15 protein-coding genes are annotated in these 15,254 nt (G+C 64.8%); 10 read left to right on the forward strand and 5 right to left on the reverse strand.

The features are described from left to right. Positions 1-3 precede the first annotated feature (3 nt). From shc to hpnH, 3 genes are read left to right on the forward strand one after another with little or no spacing between them, the layout of a single operon-like run. Positions 4-1,911 carry a squalene--hopene cyclase gene (shc, locus tag CLV47_RS14390; protein ID WP_106349735.1) on the forward strand — a complete coding sequence of 636 codons (1,908 nt, stop codon included), beginning with the start codon at positions 4-6 and terminating at the stop codon, positions 1,909-1,911. Further along, complete coding sequence (gene ispH, locus CLV47_RS14395; protein WP_106349736.1) at positions 1,911-3,425, forward strand: 4-hydroxy-3-methylbut-2-enyl diphosphate reductase; 1,515 nt, start codon at positions 1,911-1,913, stop codon at positions 3,423-3,425. The genes shc and ispH overlap by 1 nt, the downstream gene beginning before the upstream one ends. After that, on the forward strand, positions 3,422-4,429 hold the full coding sequence (gene hpnH, locus CLV47_RS14400; protein ID WP_106349737.1) for an adenosyl-hopene transferase HpnH: 1,008 nt from the start codon (positions 3,422-3,424) through the stop codon (positions 4,427-4,429). Before ispH ends, hpnH begins: the two co-directional genes overlap by 4 nt. Here hpnH and CLV47_RS14405 read toward each other — a convergent pair. From CLV47_RS14405 to cysK, 4 genes are read right to left on the reverse strand one after another with little or no spacing between them, the layout of a single operon-like run. After that, positions 4,406-5,170 (reverse strand): SDR family NAD(P)-dependent oxidoreductase, encoded by a 765-nt coding sequence (locus tag CLV47_RS14405; protein WP_106349738.1) that lies wholly within the window; start codon positions 5,168-5,170, stop codon positions 4,406-4,408. The genes hpnH and CLV47_RS14405 overlap by 24 nt on opposite strands. Further along, positions 5,161-6,078, reverse strand: a complete 918-nt coding sequence (locus CLV47_RS14410) for a DMT family transporter (protein ID WP_106349739.1) — start codon at positions 6,076-6,078, stop codon at positions 5,161-5,163. The genes CLV47_RS14405 and CLV47_RS14410 overlap by 10 nt, the downstream gene beginning before the upstream one ends. 2 nt (positions 6,079-6,080) lie before the next feature. Next, positions 6,081-8,606 carry a wax ester/triacylglycerol synthase domain-containing protein gene (locus tag CLV47_RS14415; protein ID WP_170111083.1) on the reverse strand — a complete coding sequence of 842 codons (2,526 nt, stop codon included), beginning with the start codon at positions 8,604-8,606 and terminating at the stop codon, positions 6,081-6,083. Positions 8,607-8,650: 44 nt separating this feature from the next. After that, positions 8,651-9,586: a cysteine synthase A gene (cysK, locus tag CLV47_RS14420; RefSeq protein WP_106349741.1), complete on the reverse strand. Its 936-nt coding sequence runs from the start codon at positions 9,584-9,586 to the stop codon at positions 8,651-8,653. 253 nt (positions 9,587-9,839) lie between these two features. On the opposite strand from cysK, the gene CLV47_RS14425 reads away from it, so the two are divergent. From CLV47_RS14425 to CLV47_RS14455, 7 genes are read left to right on the forward strand one after another with little or no spacing between them, the layout of a single operon-like run. Next, positions 9,840-11,135, forward strand: a complete 1,296-nt coding sequence (locus CLV47_RS14425) for a TadA family conjugal transfer-associated ATPase (RefSeq protein ID WP_106349742.1) — start codon at positions 9,840-9,842, stop codon at positions 11,133-11,135. Continuing rightward, positions 11,128-11,988, forward strand: coding sequence for a type II secretion system F family protein (locus CLV47_RS14430; RefSeq protein ID WP_106349743.1), 861 nt, complete (start codon positions 11,128-11,130; stop codon positions 11,986-11,988). The genes CLV47_RS14425 and CLV47_RS14430 overlap by 8 nt, the downstream gene beginning before the upstream one ends. After that, a complete protein-coding gene (locus tag CLV47_RS14435; RefSeq protein WP_106349744.1) occupies positions 11,985-12,923 on the forward strand; it encodes a type II secretion system F family protein in 939 nt (312 codons plus the stop codon). The genes CLV47_RS14430 and CLV47_RS14435 overlap by 4 nt, the downstream gene beginning before the upstream one ends. A 33-nt stretch (positions 12,924-12,956) precedes the next feature. Further along, positions 12,957-13,172 (forward strand): hypothetical protein, encoded by a 216-nt coding sequence (locus tag CLV47_RS14440; protein WP_238145449.1) that lies wholly within the window; start codon positions 12,957-12,959, stop codon positions 13,170-13,172. 31 nt (positions 13,173-13,203) lie between these two features. Beyond that, positions 13,204-13,599 (forward strand): TadE/TadG family type IV pilus assembly protein, encoded by a 396-nt coding sequence (locus CLV47_RS14445; protein ID WP_106349745.1) that lies wholly within the window; start codon positions 13,204-13,206, stop codon positions 13,597-13,599. A gap of 41 nt (positions 13,600-13,640) precedes the next feature. Then, the gene (locus CLV47_RS14450; protein ID WP_106349775.1) at positions 13,641-14,090 is read left to right on the forward strand and encodes a hypothetical protein; all 450 of its coding nucleotides are present in this window, start codon (positions 13,641-13,643) and stop codon (positions 14,088-14,090) included. Continuing rightward, positions 14,087-14,512, forward strand: a complete 426-nt coding sequence (locus tag CLV47_RS14455; RefSeq protein WP_106349746.1) for a pilus assembly protein TadG-related protein — start codon at positions 14,087-14,089, stop codon at positions 14,510-14,512. Before CLV47_RS14450 ends, CLV47_RS14455 begins: the two co-directional genes overlap by 4 nt. Here the strand turns inward: CLV47_RS14455 and CLV47_RS14460 are convergent. Further along, positions 14,509-14,877: a hypothetical protein gene (locus CLV47_RS14460; protein ID WP_146135393.1), complete on the reverse strand. Its 369-nt coding sequence runs from the start codon at positions 14,875-14,877 to the stop codon at positions 14,509-14,511. The genes CLV47_RS14455 and CLV47_RS14460 overlap by 4 nt on opposite strands. Between the last annotated feature and the right edge of the window lie 377 nt (positions 14,878-15,254).

Genomic DNA, 15,254 nt, shown 5'->3' on the forward strand with positions numbered 1-15,254 from the left:
TCGATGACCGTCGAATCCCAGAACAGCGTAGGCGCGCACGACGTGGAATGCTCCAAGGACGCCACCGCGTCCGCGCTCAGGCGCGCGGTGGATTACCTGCTGAGCCAGCAAAACCCCGCAGGCTGGTGGCGCGGCATGCTTGAGACCAACGTGACGATGGACGCCGAAGACCTGATGATGCGGCAGTTCCTCGGCGTACGGACCGACGAACAGACGGTTCGCTCGGCACGATGGATCCGTAGCCATCAGCGCGATGACGGTTCGTGGGCCAACTTCTTCGACGGGCCGGCCGATCCCTCGACAACGGCCGAGGCGTACGTCGCTCTGCGACTGGCCGGCGACGATCCTGAGGCGCCGCACATGCGCGCCGCGCGTGATGTTGTGCTGGCGCACGGCGGCATCGAGGCCACACGGGTCTTTACGAAGATCTGGCTCGCGCTGTTTGGGCTGTGGCGATGGGAAGACGTTCCGGTACTCCCTCCGGAGATCATGTTCTTGCCGCGATGGATCCCGCTGAACATTTACGACTTCGGGTGCTGGGCGCGGCAGACGATAGTGCCGCTGGCGATCTTGTCAGCGCTGCGCCCTCGGCGGGACCTCGGTGTCACCGTCGACGAACTGCGCAGCGGTCACGCTCCCAAACCCGAGACCCAGCGCGGATGGGCACGCTTCTTCAACGGCCTCGACCGGGTGTTACACCGCTACGAGCGGCTGCCCCGCAAGCCGCTGCGAGCGACCGCTATCCATCGCGCTGCCGCGTGGATCGAGACGCGGCAGGAGGCCGACGGGTCATGGGGCGGAATTCAGCCGCCGTGGGTGTACTCGCTCATGGCACTGCACGCCCTCGGCTATCCGGTCGACCACCCGGTCATCGCCAAAGGACTGCGCGGATGGGAGGGGTTCACCGTCACCGAGCAGACACCCTCGGGTCCGGCACGATGGATCGAGGCCTGCCAGTCCCCAGTGTGGGACACCGCGCTCGCCGTCGTCGCGCTCGGCGACGCTGGGATCGCCGACGACCATCCGGCCATCCGGCGCGCCGGCGACTGGCTTCTCGAGGAAGAAGTGCGGCAACGCGGCGACTGGGCGGTACGCCGCCGGGACACGCCGCCGGGTGGCTGGGCCTTCGAGTTCGCCAACGACACCTACCCCGACATCGACGACACTGCCGAGGTCGTGTTGGCCCTGCGGCGTACCGCCTCAACCGGACCGAACCGATCGGCGCGGGCCCGTGCGCACCGCTGGCTGCTTGGCATGCAGTCGCGCGGCGGTGGCTGGGCTGCGTTTGACGCCGATAACACCCGCGAAATTGCTTACCGGCTGCCATTCTGCGATTTCGGCGCCGTCATCGACCCTCCGAGTGCGGACGTCACTGCGCATGTGATCGAGGCGCTGGCGCTCGAAGGTTTCGCCGACTCGACCGAGGTGAGCGACGGGGTTCGCTGGCTGTTGAAGGAGCAGGAGCCCGACGGCTCTTGGTTTGGCCGGTGGGGCGCCAACTATGTCTACGGCACCGGTGCCGTCGTTCCGGCGCTTGTCGCGGCCGGCGTATCCGTGCAAGATAAGCCGATTCGCGATGCGGTGCGCTGGCTTGAATCCCACCAGAACGCCGATGGCGGATGGGGTGAAGATCTGCGCTCGTACGACAACCCCGCCTCGGCAGGCAGCGCTGCGTCGACCCCGTCGCAGACGGCGTGGTCGCTACTTGCGTTGCACGCCGCTGGCGAGGTTGACAGGCCCGCGGCGCGACGCGGGACCGCTTGGCTAGTGGATCATCAGCGTCCTGACGGTGGCTGGGACGAACCACACTTCACCGGCACCGGATTTCCTGGCGACTTCTACATCAACTACCACCTCTACCGCTTGGTCTTTCCTATCACCGCTCTCGCGCGGATTCTGAGGAGAAACTAATGACTGACCAGTTTGTTTGTTTTGCGCCGTCCCGACTCGAAGCTGCCGCGCTAGGGCGTGGACTGGCAGACGGCATCGTGCGGCACACCGGCATGGGTCGCGCGGCGGCTCGCCGGGTAGACAACTCGGTATTGAGCGACCTGCTAGACAGTGCTGAGGTAGTCGCGGTCGCTGGCATCGCAGGCGGTCTTAACCCTCTCGTGAAAACCGGCGACGTGGTCGTGGCAACGGAAGTGCGCGGACCGGACGGAGTCGTCGGCTGCCCGTCGGCACCAATGCTGGCCGCGGAATTCCGACGGTCCGGACTGACTGTCCACCTGGGCCCGGTCGACAGTGACCACCACGTCGTGACCGGTCGTGAACGCGCGATCCGCGCTGACCTTGGCGCGCTGTGCGTCGACATGGAGTCGGCGGCCCTGGTACGCCGGACCGACGAGCAACGTCCGCATGCCGTCGTACGGGTCGTCGCTGATGTGGCCGGCGCCCGACTCCTGCAGCCGGCGACGGTCGGTCGACTACGTGCGGCCCTGCAGGTCCTGCCGCGACTTGGACCCGGACTGCAGGCGTGGGCTGATGCCACCGGCGCTCGTCAGGTGCTGTACGCCGCGCCACGATCGTTCTGTGCCGGCGTCATTCGGGCCATCGACATTGTCAACCGCGCCCTCGAGACCAGGGGAGCGCCGGTCTACGTACGCAAGCAGATCGTGCACAACCGGCACGTCGTGCAGGAGCTGGAGTCGCGGGGTGCGGTGTTCGTCGATGAGCTGGACGCGGTGCCAAACGGCGCCCTGGTCGTGTTCTCCGCACATGGTGTCTCGCCCGCAGTGCACGCGGAGGCAGCTACTCGGGACTTACAGGTCATCGATGCCACCTGCCCGCTTGTGAGCAAGGTGCATTCGGAGGTACGGCGCTTCGTCGACCGTCAGCACACCGTGCTGTTCATCGGGCACGCCGGCCACGAAGAGACCGTCGGGACGATGGGTGAGCGCCCGAACGGCACACTGCTCGTGGAGAACCCCACCGACGCCGCGACGGTCGAGGTGCCCGACCCGGCTCGAGTGTCCTATCTCGTGCAGACCACCCTTGCCATGGATGAGGTGGCGGAGGTGGTCGACGTACTCCGCCAGCGGTTCCCACTTCTGCAGGCCCCGGCATCGGACGACATTTGTTACGCGACGACGAATCGCCAACAGGCTGTGCAGACCGTCGCGCGTGAGTCCGAGCTCGTGCTCGTCGTGGGGTCGACAAATTCGTCGAATTCCAACCGGCTCGTTGAAACCGCCGAGCGGGCCGGGGTCCCGGCGTACCTGATCGACGACGCCGAGGACATCCGGCTGGACTGGCTGGCCGGCGTCCGCACCGTGGGAATCACCGCTGGTGCATCGGCTCCGGCGGCGTTGGTCGACGAGGTCGTCGCCGCGCTGCGTGGTCTGGGCCCGGTAGAGATCACCGAGCGAGCGGTGACCAGCGAGCACGTGTTTTTCGCCCTACCAAAGGAGGTTCGAAAGTCATGAACATGCCATTAAGGCAAAGCGTCCGCATCGGCTCATACATCGCCAAGCAGCGGATCAGGCACCGGGAGAAGTATCCCTTGATTGTCGAGCTGGAGCCGTTGTTTGCTTGCAACCTTGGCTGCGCCGGCTGCGGCAAGATCCAGCATCCGGCAGATCAATTGCGGCGTCGAATGCCCGTGCAGCAGGCACTCGACGCGATTGAGGAATGCGGTGCACCGATGGTCTCGATCGCTGGTGGTGAGCCGTTGATGCACCCGCAGATCGACGAGATAGTCAACAAGCTGGTCGCGCGCAAGAAATACGTCTACCTCTGTACCAATGCGTTGCTGGTGCGCAAGTGGTGGGACAAGTTCGACTTCAAACCGTCGCGCTACTTCGCGTTCACAGTCCACGTCGACGGGTTGCAGGAGAAACATGACCACTCGGTGCGGCAGGAAGGCGTCTTCGACGAGGCGATGGAGGCGATCAAGTGGCTTAAAGACCGCGGCTTCCGCGTCACCACCAACAGCACCTTCTTCAACACCGATACGGCGCAGAACGTCATCGAGGTCCTGGACTACCTCAATGACGACGTGAAGGTGGACCAGATGATGATCTCACCGGCGTACGCCTACGAGAAGGCGCCGGATCAGGACCACTTCCTCGGCGTCGAACAGACCCGTGAGATGTTCAAGAAAGCATTCGCCGGCGGCAACCGCAAGCGTTGGCGACTCAACCACTCACCGCTGTTCCTCGACTTTCTCGAAGGCAAGGTCGACTTCCAGTGCACCGCTTGGGGAATTCCGAGCTATTCGCTGTTTGGCTGGCAACGTCCCTGCTATTTGATGAGCGACGGTTACGTATCGACGTACAAGGAACTGGTCGAAGAGACCGAGTGGGAGAAGTACGGCCGCGGCAACGACCCGCGCTGCAACAACTGCATGGCGCACTGCGGCTATGAGCCGACGGCGGTGGTGGCGACGCTCGGCTCGTTGAAGGAGTCACTGCGGGCGTTGACCGGATAGCCGATTTGCGAGGCGGTCATACGTGGTGGGTGCGAGCGCCCGCACGACGATCGGGCCGCGCAACCAGCGCGGCGTGACGACCTGGCCGCGCTCGCGTTCCACGGCACGCACAGTGGCCTTGGCGACCCGCATGGGAGGGATCGGGCGCGGCACGCGCCGCTGGTAGGGCACGCCTCGGTTCCGGAAGAACTCCGTGTCGACCACCCCGGGCAGTACGGTCGTGACACCGACGCCACTTCCGGCGATCTCGCCGCGGAGACTGTCGGCGAAGAGCGTGAGCCCGCCCTTGCTCGCGGAATACGCCGACTCCATAGGCACGCCAAGAGCACCGGCAATCGAGCTGACGAAGACGAGGTGCCCGTGACGTCGCCGGATCATCGTAGGCAACAACATTCGCGTCAGCCGCATCGGCGCGAGGAGGTTGACCGCGAGCAGACGCTCGACCGCATCGTCGGCATGTGCGCTCGCGTGCGCGGCCATCCCGATGCCAGCTGCAAAGACAATCAGATCGGGCACTTCGCCAGCCAGCAAGCGGTTCCCGAGCGTGCAGAGCTCTTCGGCCGACGCGAGGTCTGCGACGACGTACTGGCCATTGACCCGGGCGGACAACGCTTCCAGGCGATGCTCGTCGCGACCTGTCAGCACCAGGTCACATCCGCGACGTGCCAGCAACCGGGCCGTCGCGTAGCCGATGCCAGACGACGCACCGGTGATGACGACGCGGCTTCCTGTCACCCGCATGACTCTGCCTCCTTTGGCGGAGCGGCGACCTCCGCACGCTCGCGTATCTGGTCCGCGATGTGCTGCGACCGTCGGGTCAGTACGGCGACGCCGACAGCCATGAGCATGAGCGCGAATATCTCTATGACGGTGCTAGCCGGGCCGCCCCCGAGTGACTCGCCAAGCCAGGCGACGCCGGCGCCGATGGCCACGATCGGATCGCCAACGGTGATCGTGGCGACCGCCACGGCGCCGAGAGATCCGACCTGAAATGCGTTTTGATTGAGCAGAAAGCCCGCCGGCGCGACGACGATGACGGCGTATAACTGCCAGTGCGTAAACAAAGTAGACCAGCTGACCGTAGCCAACAGGCTCCGAATGAGCGCCGCTGTGACGCCGTAGAACACCGCGGTTGCCACTGCGAACGGCAACGCTCGGACCTCGTCTGATAGCCGGGACGCGATCGCAAGGCAGACGAGTACGACGACGACAAGCGCCAGCCCGAGAGGGAGGGCTGCCGAGCCGTGGAACTGCGCGGTACCTTCGGATGGTCGGGCGACGAGCAGAAAAACACTCAGCCCTACCAGCGCCATGAGTGCGCCGAGTACTAGTCCGTTGTCGATGCGATGGTGCCGTGCCAGCGCCGCGAACCCTAGGTAGAAAAGGACGCCGGTCACCAACAGCGGCTGGACGACTGACAGTGGCGCGAACCGGAGAGCGAGCACTTGTAGGCCAAAGCCGGCACCGCTGAGCACAATGCTCCACTGGAACTGCTTGAACCGCAGTAGGTCGAGCAACAGTCCCGGCCGCAGCGCGCGCCGATCGGTCGTCTTCCGTGCGGCCCCGTGTTGCAGGTAGCCGGCCAACCCAAACGCCGCCGCAGCCGCGATTGCGGCCGGTACGCCGATGGCGAGATCGGTGATCTCCACCGTCAGCCAGCCGATCTCTGCGCGTCGGCGATCGCTGCCTCAAGAGCGCGCTTCGCCGAGTCAGGCGCTATTTCAAGCGTGCGGTCTAGCAGCAGTGCCACCCCGGTCACCTGATCCGCGACGATGGCGCCGATCGTGACCGGCACACCGTCCGTCAGAGGCACGACCGGGTAGGTGGCCGCGACTCGCGCTCCGGCACACCACCTAGGCCCGGGCCAAGCGGGCATGAACGACACGATCGTGCTCAGGAACCGGCGGTTGTAGACGGTCCTGGCAAACAACCGATGCACTGGTTGGCCGAGGTGACCGGCGACGCGCATCACCGCTTCGGCACCCTGCGGTTCGCCGCGCCGGATGCGGTCACGCAACTGCGCCTGGACCGCCGCGATCCGTTGCCCGGTAGGCATCGCGTCGATCGGCAGGTCGATCGTCACCGTCCCGGTCCAGTTGCCGAAAAGGCGGTCGAGCTTGGGCAGCCGCATGGCGATCGGCACCATCGCGCGCAGCGGCTTCGTATCGTCTACCAGCTCCCGCTCGCGCAGCACACGACCAAGTGCATCGGCCGCGATGCCGACGATCGCCTCTTGCGAGCTCGCTCCGTGCGCGCGTGCCACGCGACGCAGATCCGCAGCCGGGAACGCAACGCGCACGAGAGTCCGACCTGCGCCGGTCGGCAGCGCGTTGAGCGGGTGTCGCGGCGGTCGGCCTCGGGTCGCAAGGCTCCAGATGCCGCGCACGAGCAGCCGGGCACCACCCTGGCCGGACTTGCCCGCCGCACGTGCCGGCCGGCGTTCGCGTAGCGGATCGTCGGGATCGGCATCGAGCAGCCTGTCCAGGAGTCCGAGTGCCGAGATCCCGTCACCCTGACAGTGATGCTCCTGGACCGCCAGGACGCTGCGGCCGTCGGACTGTCCGTGGAACAGGCGCATCCGCCACGCCGGGCGGTCATCGGGCAGTGGTGTGGACCAAAACTCTCCGATAGCGTCGGCCATCTCGGCATCACTGACCGCAGCGGACATGACGAGTTCGTCGATATGCTGCGCGACGTCGACGCGATCGGCGCGCCGCCATCCCGGTCGCGGATCGCGCACCAGCAACCGGCGTAGCGGCGGGAGACTGACCCGGGCAGCCATCGCGCGCCGTACCTCCTCCAGCGTCGGCGACTGTCCCGTGGGGAGCGGGTCGAGTTCGAGTACGGCGCCGAGCACCTGATCGGTGCCGCTGTTCCCGGCGTACGCGAAGAACGCGTCCGACGGTCGCATGGGCCAAGGTCGACGCGACGTCGGTTGTTGGGTGGCGGCTTGGTGGGCAGCGGGTGCGGCGATCGCGTCGAGCGTTTCGTCGAGTGAGTGGGTCTCGACGTGCACGCTTGCCTTGAGGCGCAGGTCATCGAGCCGGTAGGGGTGGCTGAGAACGGATCGCACGTACGCCGTCAGTTGTTGCTGAGTGATGACCAGGTCGGCCAGGCCTGCGACCACCATGAGCTCGGCGTTGGCGATGCCGTGCGCCGCGATGGGGGAATACATCAGGACTGGTACGCCGGTCGCGAGTGCTTCGAGGGCGGTCGCGCCGCCGGCGTTGGTGATGACGAGGTCGGCGGCCTGATAGACCGGTGGCATGTCCTCGACCCAGCCAAGGGCGAGGAGGCGCTCGGCGGGAAGAGCGAGGTCTTGCAGCACGGCGAGGGTCGGCTCGTTGCGCCCGCAGAGCGCGATCACCTGTACCTCAAGCGAAGCGTCGAGGACTGCTCGGACCGTCTCGGTGGTGTCGCCGAACGCGAGGCTGCCGCACGCGACAACCACGACGAATGCGTCCGGCCGCGCACCAATCGCGGCCCGGGCAGTCGTCGCCTCTCCCGGGTGAAACGCGGCGGTAACCGGTGGCGCACAGACGGCTGCGGAGGATCCGGGCTCGGCGGCACGTGCCACCGCCTCGGCGCCCTCATGCATCACGAAGTTGGCGTCCAGCTCGTGGTAGGCCCAGAACGGGTGTGGGGCGAAGTCGGAGACGTACGCCGCGGCCGGGACGGTCAGCGCGCGATGCCGTCGCAGCCAGGCGACTCCGGCGCTGCCAAAGGGATAGGTCGAGATGATCAGGTCCGGGTCGAACTCGTTGATCGGGCCGATCAGCCGGCGCCCGGCCCAGCTGCCGGTGAACCGCTTCGACGCGTGCGCAAACCAGCGATGCCGCCACAGCGAAGCGTAGAAGAACTCGTAGAGCCACGGCGTTGTCTCGACATTGGATACGTAGATCCTGCGAAACAGTCGGCCGATGCCACGGCCCATCACATCGAGAGTGTCGAGCCGCTTGATCTCGCTGCCGCGCCACCGCCGTCGTACGGCTTCTTCGATCGCATCGGCGGTTGCATTGTGTCCACCGCCGATATCGGCGGACAGGACCAGGACACGGCGTGGGTTATGAGGTGGTGATGCGGTTGGGTCGGCGTACGACGTACGTGATTGGCGGGCCCCCTGGTTGGATGTGGCGGCTCGATCCGCTGTTGACGCGTCGTGCGGTGCATCGACCAATCCGCGGGCTCCCATTTCTTACGCGGGAACGTCTTTACTTCATATTACGACCGGACGTGGTCGAAGAGCTCCGTGGACAGATACCGTTCGCCGGTGTCCGCGAGGATGCCGACGATCGTCTTGCTCTTCAACTCGGGACGCTGACCGAGTCGACGCATGGCTTCCAATACGGCCCCGGACGAGATACCTACCATCAAGCCCTCGACTCGCATCGCCTCACGCGCGACCTCGATTGCCGTGTCCTCGGGGATCCGGACAACTTCGTCGATCAGTTCCATGTCCGTGGTCGGCGGTACGCCGTTGCCGCCGGTGATGCCCTGGATTTTGTGCGGCTGCCATTCGCCACCGTTGAGCACGGGCGCCTCGTCGGGTTCGACGCCGATGACCTTTACGTCAGGGTTCTTGGTGCGCAGGAAACGGCCCGTTCCCGATAGGCTGCCGCCGGTGCCGGTAGCGGCGACGATGACGTCGACCTTGCCGTCGGTGTCGGCCCAGATTTCCGGCCCGGTCGTTGCCTCGTGGATCGCCGGATTGGCGGGGTTGCCGCCCTGGCCCGAGAGGAACGCGGTCGGATCGGCTTCGATGATCTCGCCCGCTCGTTGGTTGGCGCCGGCCATACCGTCGGCGCCCGGCGTGAATTCGACCTCGGCGCCTAGCGCGCGCAGCAGGAGAAGCCGCTCGTTCGACATATCGTCCGGCAGGACCAGCACGACGCGATAGCCGAGGGCGGCGCCGATCCAGGCGAGTGCGATGCCGGTGTTGCCAGAGGTCGCCTCGACGATCGTGCCGCCCGGCTTAAGCCGCCCGTCGGCCTCGGCCGCGCGCACGATCGACAGACCGGTTCGGTCTTTGATACTCGACAGCGGGTTGTAGAACTCGAGCTTGGCCAGCAGTCGCGCCGGGTTCTCTGGTGCGAGCCGATTGAGCGCGAGTAGGGGAGTACGACCGACGACCTCGGTCAGGCTTTCGTATACAGGCATGGGCAACCCCCGGGTCAGATAGTTGATACTGCAACTGTATCGCCGAGTATTAGCTAGTGCGTGACGTGGCTGCGGCCGGGTCTCTGTCGCTGCTTGAGCGGCGCGGAATTTGCGGTTACCTGTGGAAACTCTCGATTTTTCGCTCGAAGTCGCATAGTTTGGTTTGTGTTAAGCGGCGAGGGTGTGGATAGCGACTTTTGGAAATCTTGGTTTACGCCTATCGTGCTGCCAACTCATCTGGCGAGGCGGTCGCATGGCATTTCAGACAGTCGACGAGCTGGTCGACTCAGAGGTACGTGAGCTCATCCGGCGGCGGGGCGTCGACCCGCTGACCGAGCCGGTGCGCGTGCGCGAGCTCATCGATGAGGTCCTGAGCGACTATGCCGACCGCGCCTTGAGCTCGCCGTTGCCGCCGCTTGCAGATCCACTGTCGCTCGCCAAGCGGGTGCACGACGGAGTCGCCGGATTCGGTCCATTGCAGGTGCTGCTGGATGACCCCGAAGTAGAAGAGGTTTGGATCAACCAGCCCAACCGAGTGTTCGCTGCGCGTCGGGGCGTCAGTGAGCTGACCACCGTCGTGCTCACACAGCCGCAGCTTGAGCAACTGGTCGAACGGATGCTGCGCACCTCCGGACGCAGGCTCGATCTTTCCGCGCCGTTCGTAGATGCGCTGATGCCGGACGGCAGCCGGTTGCATGTCGTCATCCCAGACGTGACGCGGCGCCATATGGCAGTCAACATACGCAAGTTCGTGGTCAGGGCGCATCACCTGAGGGAACTCGTTGCTCTTGGCACGATGACCCGGCAGGCGGCAGCGTTTCTCGAGGCGGCCATGGTCGCGGGACTCAACGTGATAGTCGCCGGCGGAACTCAAGCCGGAAAAACGACACTCTTGAACTGTCTTTGTGCGTCGATTCCAGCCCGCGAGCGGGTAATCACCGTCGAGGAAGTGTTCGAACTGCGCATCCCGCTGCCGGACGTCATCTCGATGCAAACCCGTCAGGCAAGCCTCGAGGGCACCGGTGAGATCTCCTTACGCCGGCTCGTAAAGGAGGCGCTCCGGATGCGGCCATCACGCATCATCGTGGGCGAGGTGCGTCAGGATGAAGCGCTCGACATGCTCATCGCTTTAAATAGCGGCGTTCCAGGCGCCGGATCGGTGCATGCCAACTCGGCGCGCGAAGCCGTGCAAAAGCTCTGTACGCTTCCTTTGCTAGCAGGGGAGAACATTTCGTCGGCGTTTGTCGTGCCGACCGTCGCGACCGCTATCGACGTGGTCGTGCATCTGCGCAATGAGGCCTCCGGCCAGCGACGAGTGCGCGAGATCGTCGCGCTCAGCGGTCGCACCGAGGCGTCGATGGTTGAGATGACGGACATCTTCCATACCCGCGATGGTCAGCTGGTACGCGCCGACGGGTACCCGCCACATCTAGACCGATTCGAACGCGCCGGGATCGACGTACAGGCGCTGCTTTCTGACAGTTATCCGCGCTCGACCGACGGGCTTTTGCTCAGCAGCAGCGAATCGGGGCGTAAGGCACATGGGTGAGTTTCTGGGCTTGCTCGGTGGCGTGGGCCTCCTGCTTGTCATGTACAGCGCCACTCGGCGACCGGCTCGGGCCGTCCGCCGCCAGAGCGGCCTGACCGTTCGACGCAACCAGCTGCTTACGGACGCGGGTCTGGCAGGTGTGAGCAGTGCTCAGCTGTGGTTGATTCAAGGGGTGTGCGCGCTGTTCGCAGGGATCGTGATCCTGTTGCTGACGGCCGCCGTCGCGATAAGTGCGATCTTCGCTGTATTCGGGTTTTTCGTTCCGGACATGCTGGTAAGACGTCTGCATGAGAAGCGGCGCGCGGATCTACGCGAGGTGTGGCCCGAAGCCGCGGACCATCTGGCGTCTGCCGTCCGCGCCGGGTTGTCCATCCCCGAGGCGTTGTCGGCGCTGTCGACGCGTGGACCCGAACCATTGCGCGCGGCGTTCGCTCAGTTCGGTGCCGACTACCGGGCCAGCGGACGGTTCGTTGACTGCCTCGACATGCTCAAGGCGCGGCTGGCCGACCCGGTTGGCGATCGCATCTGCGAGACGTTGCGGGTGACTCGTGAGGTCGGCGGCACGGAGTTGGGCACTGTGCTGCGCACGCTCAGTCAGTTTCTGCGTGAAGATGCGCGCGTGCGCGCGGAACTCGATAGCCGAAAGCAGACGACTGTCAACGGTGCGCGGCTGGCAGTTGCCGCGCCGTGGTTAGTGCTGTTGTTGCTTGGTACCCAGTCGACCACACTCCAGGCGTACGACACGCCGCTCGGTCTTGCTGTACTCATCGGCGGCGCGGTCGTCTGCGTCCTCGCGTACCGGTTGATGGTCCGGATCGGAAGACTGCCCTCAGAGCAGCGAGTTCTGCGATGAGTCCGCTATTGATCGGCGCGATTATTGGCGCGCTGTTTGCGATTGGCCTTCTGATCATCGTATTCAGTTCCCCACCGGCGCGACCGGTCAAACTTGAGGACCGCATCGCGCCGTACCTGCGTGAGGCGCCTAAGCCATCGGCGTTGTTGGCCGGCACTCCAGCGAGTCTGCCCGGCGCCGCGCGGAGAATTCTCCTACCACGCGCACGTTCTTTGTCGAAGGTGATCGACCGGTGGGTCGGCGGTTCGGGCTCGGTCAGACGGCGACTTCGCGCGTTGGACAGCGCGCAGACAATCGAGGATTTCAGGCTCGAGCAAACTGTCTGGGCGAGCCTTGGGCTCGTGGCCGGAGCGGTCGCCGGCGTAGCGATGACATTTGTGAGCCCGAAGTTCGAACTCGTATCGGTGGTGCTGTTCGCCATTGGCGGTGCGATTGGCGGACTGTTCGGTCGAGATTGGTGGCTCAGCCGGCAGGTACGGAGTCGCGAAGAGCGGATATTGGCCGAATTCCCTGTCGTCGCAGACCTTCTGGCGTTGTCGGTGACGGCCGGGGAAGGTCCGGCGGGCGCGATAGATCGAGTGTCGAGGCTAGTCGGTGGTGAGCTGGGTCAGTCCCTGCAAGGCGCGCTCGCAAAGGTCCGCACCGGGATGCCTTTGACCGAGGCACTTGAGGAGTTCGCGAAGTTCAGCAGTCTCGAACCGCTGACCCGCTTTATCGATGGGATCGTCATCGCGCTCGAACGAGGCACGCCTCTGGCCGATGTGCTGCGGGCGCAGGCAGTCGACGTACGCGAGAACGGCAAACGGCGACTGCTCGAGTCGGGCGGACGCAAGGAGCTCGCGATGATGGTGCCGGTCGTATTTCTGCTACTTCCAACGACGGTCATTTTTGCTTTGTTTCCAGGCCTTTTCGCGATTGTCGAGCTGTCGCAATGAGATGTGACGCAATGGAATGTGGATGGTGATGTGATGATGAGAATGTATGCGGCACTCCTTGCGGCCGTCTCGGCGGTGTTCGCATGGACAAGGCAGCGGTACGGCGCCGAAACAGAGCGTGGTGACGTGCCCGCCTGGGTGATGATCGTTGTCATGACGGCCGCGCTGGTCATCGCGATCTTGATCCCGTTCCGGGAGGCGATCGTTAACGCGGTCCAAAACGCACTCGACAGTGTTACTGGCACATAAGGATTCCCGCTCGAGCTCGGCGACCAGACGCGTGTGCCGACCGCGCGGGGACTCTGGCAACGTCGCGGAGTTCAGCCTCGTCGCGGTACTGCTTGTCGCGATCTTTCTCGTCGTGCTTCAGGTCGGTATCTATATCCACGAACGCAACGTCATGGCCGCAAGTGTGCAGGCGGCCGCACGGTACGCCGCCAACGCCAACGTGACGTCACTCGCGGGCGGACAGCGCGCGACGAAGCTGATTTCTGAGGCCCTCTCCGAACAGGCAGCTAGTGGCTTGACGTGCACCGTCGACGAAGAAGTTGGTGACGGGGGATTGATCGTGGTGGTGGTGCGCTGCGTCGGGAGCATTCCCACTGTCGTCACGGCGGTTGGCAATGTGCTGCCGATTGACGTGACAGGGCGCGCGGTCAAGGAAGGCGCGCAATGACGGGCATGCGACGCCGACCGGCACGCTCCGTACGGCGCCGAATGTCAGATCTTCATCGCGGGAAGGACAGCGGCGCGGCAATCGTCGAGTTCGTGCTGTTGGTTGTCATCATCTTTGTTCCGCTGACGTACGGCGTGGCGGCGTTCTCGGCGATCCAGCGCGCGGTCTTCGCCTCGAGCGAGGCCGCCCGGCAAGCGGGGCGCGCGATCGCAACGGCGCCAGATCAAATGACGGGACTGACGCGGGCGACGTACGCCGCCTCGATGGCGCTCAACGACCAGGGTATCGACCCGACCGACTTCACGGTCTGGACGGCGCCTCGCGGGGCGTCGTGTCGCGACACGACGCAGCGCTACCAGCCGACACTTGGGCGAAGCGAGGTGTTCGTGGTGTGTGTGCGAGTGACGATCCGAGTGCCACTGGTGCCGGAGTTCATTGATACCAATACTTCGACGGGCAAATTCATCGTCGCGATGGACAGCTTCCGATGACGCCCTTCGCAACCCCGACCGGTGACCGGGGCTCGACCATTCCGCTGATGCTCGGGTTCTTCATGGTCGCCGGGCTGCTATTGACCGGTGGTATCACTGCGTCGGCGGCGTTCCTCGCGCAGCGTGACCTGCAGTCGGCATGCGATGGCGCGGCGATCGCGGGCGCCAGCGGATTTGTTCGGACGACAGGCGAGTCCACCGCGGATATCGCATTCGACGAGACGCTAGCCGGAAACGCGATTGCCCAGTACGCCGTCGACGCATGGGGGACCGATGCCGTCGACATCCAGGTAGATGTCGACGGCACGAGAGTCATCGTGACCTGCGCCCGCGTCGTACACGTGCCGTTCGAGGCGCTGTTCGCGCCGGGCGGCATTAACCGTACGGCGACCTCGTCCGCGGACGCGCCGATTATCGGCTAGTCCTTGATCGCGACGCCGCGCTGAGTCGGAGCGTCGTACGACGGTTGCTCGACGTTCGAGACGTTCGCGCCGTACGCGGATGCCAGGTGCAGCAGACAGATTGGCATGACCTGGGTCTGGTGGTCGAGCATGCTCTGCGCGACCTGCGCGTAGAGCGCCTTGCGCTCGCCGGGATCGACCGGACTCGCGGCTTTCAGCGCCAGATCGATCGTCTCCTGCGATGCGGCCTGCCCGATGTTGTACGGGTGCCCGGGCATGAAGTAGGTCATGGCCCCGTGTGGGTCGGGCGTGCCGACGTACGGCAGCGAGGCAGCCTCGACCGTCTGGTCGATGGAAAACTCCTGCGAGAGCTGGGCAGATGGCACCGACTTGACGGTGTGGAAAGTGTCAAGATTTCCGAAGAGTACGCAAGTTGTACACAATTTACAACCATTCGAGGGTCAGCGGTACTCGATTACCCCGAACGTTGAGTGGGCTTTATACGATGTTGTACACAATTTGCGGATGTGCGCGTTGGCTTCAGGACATTCTGGTGACCGGCAGGATCGCGTCCAGCGCTGTGCCTGGACGGTCGCGCTCCGTCACCGCTGAATCCCCGCACACATGTGCCCTTCCGCAGCGCCCGACGGCGAAATCCTGCTGTCAAACCCTACGTGTCAGTCTGGTTGTGAGTCAGTCACCCATTCCCATGGAGTTGATTGTCTTGCCCTTAGAAGGTTTCTATACCGCAGAAGAACAACGT

Origin of the sequence: Antricoccus suffuscus (genome assembly GCF_003003235.1) — a bacterium.
Lineage (GTDB): Bacteria > Actinomycetota > Actinomycetes > Mycobacteriales > Antricoccaceae > Antricoccus > Antricoccus suffuscus.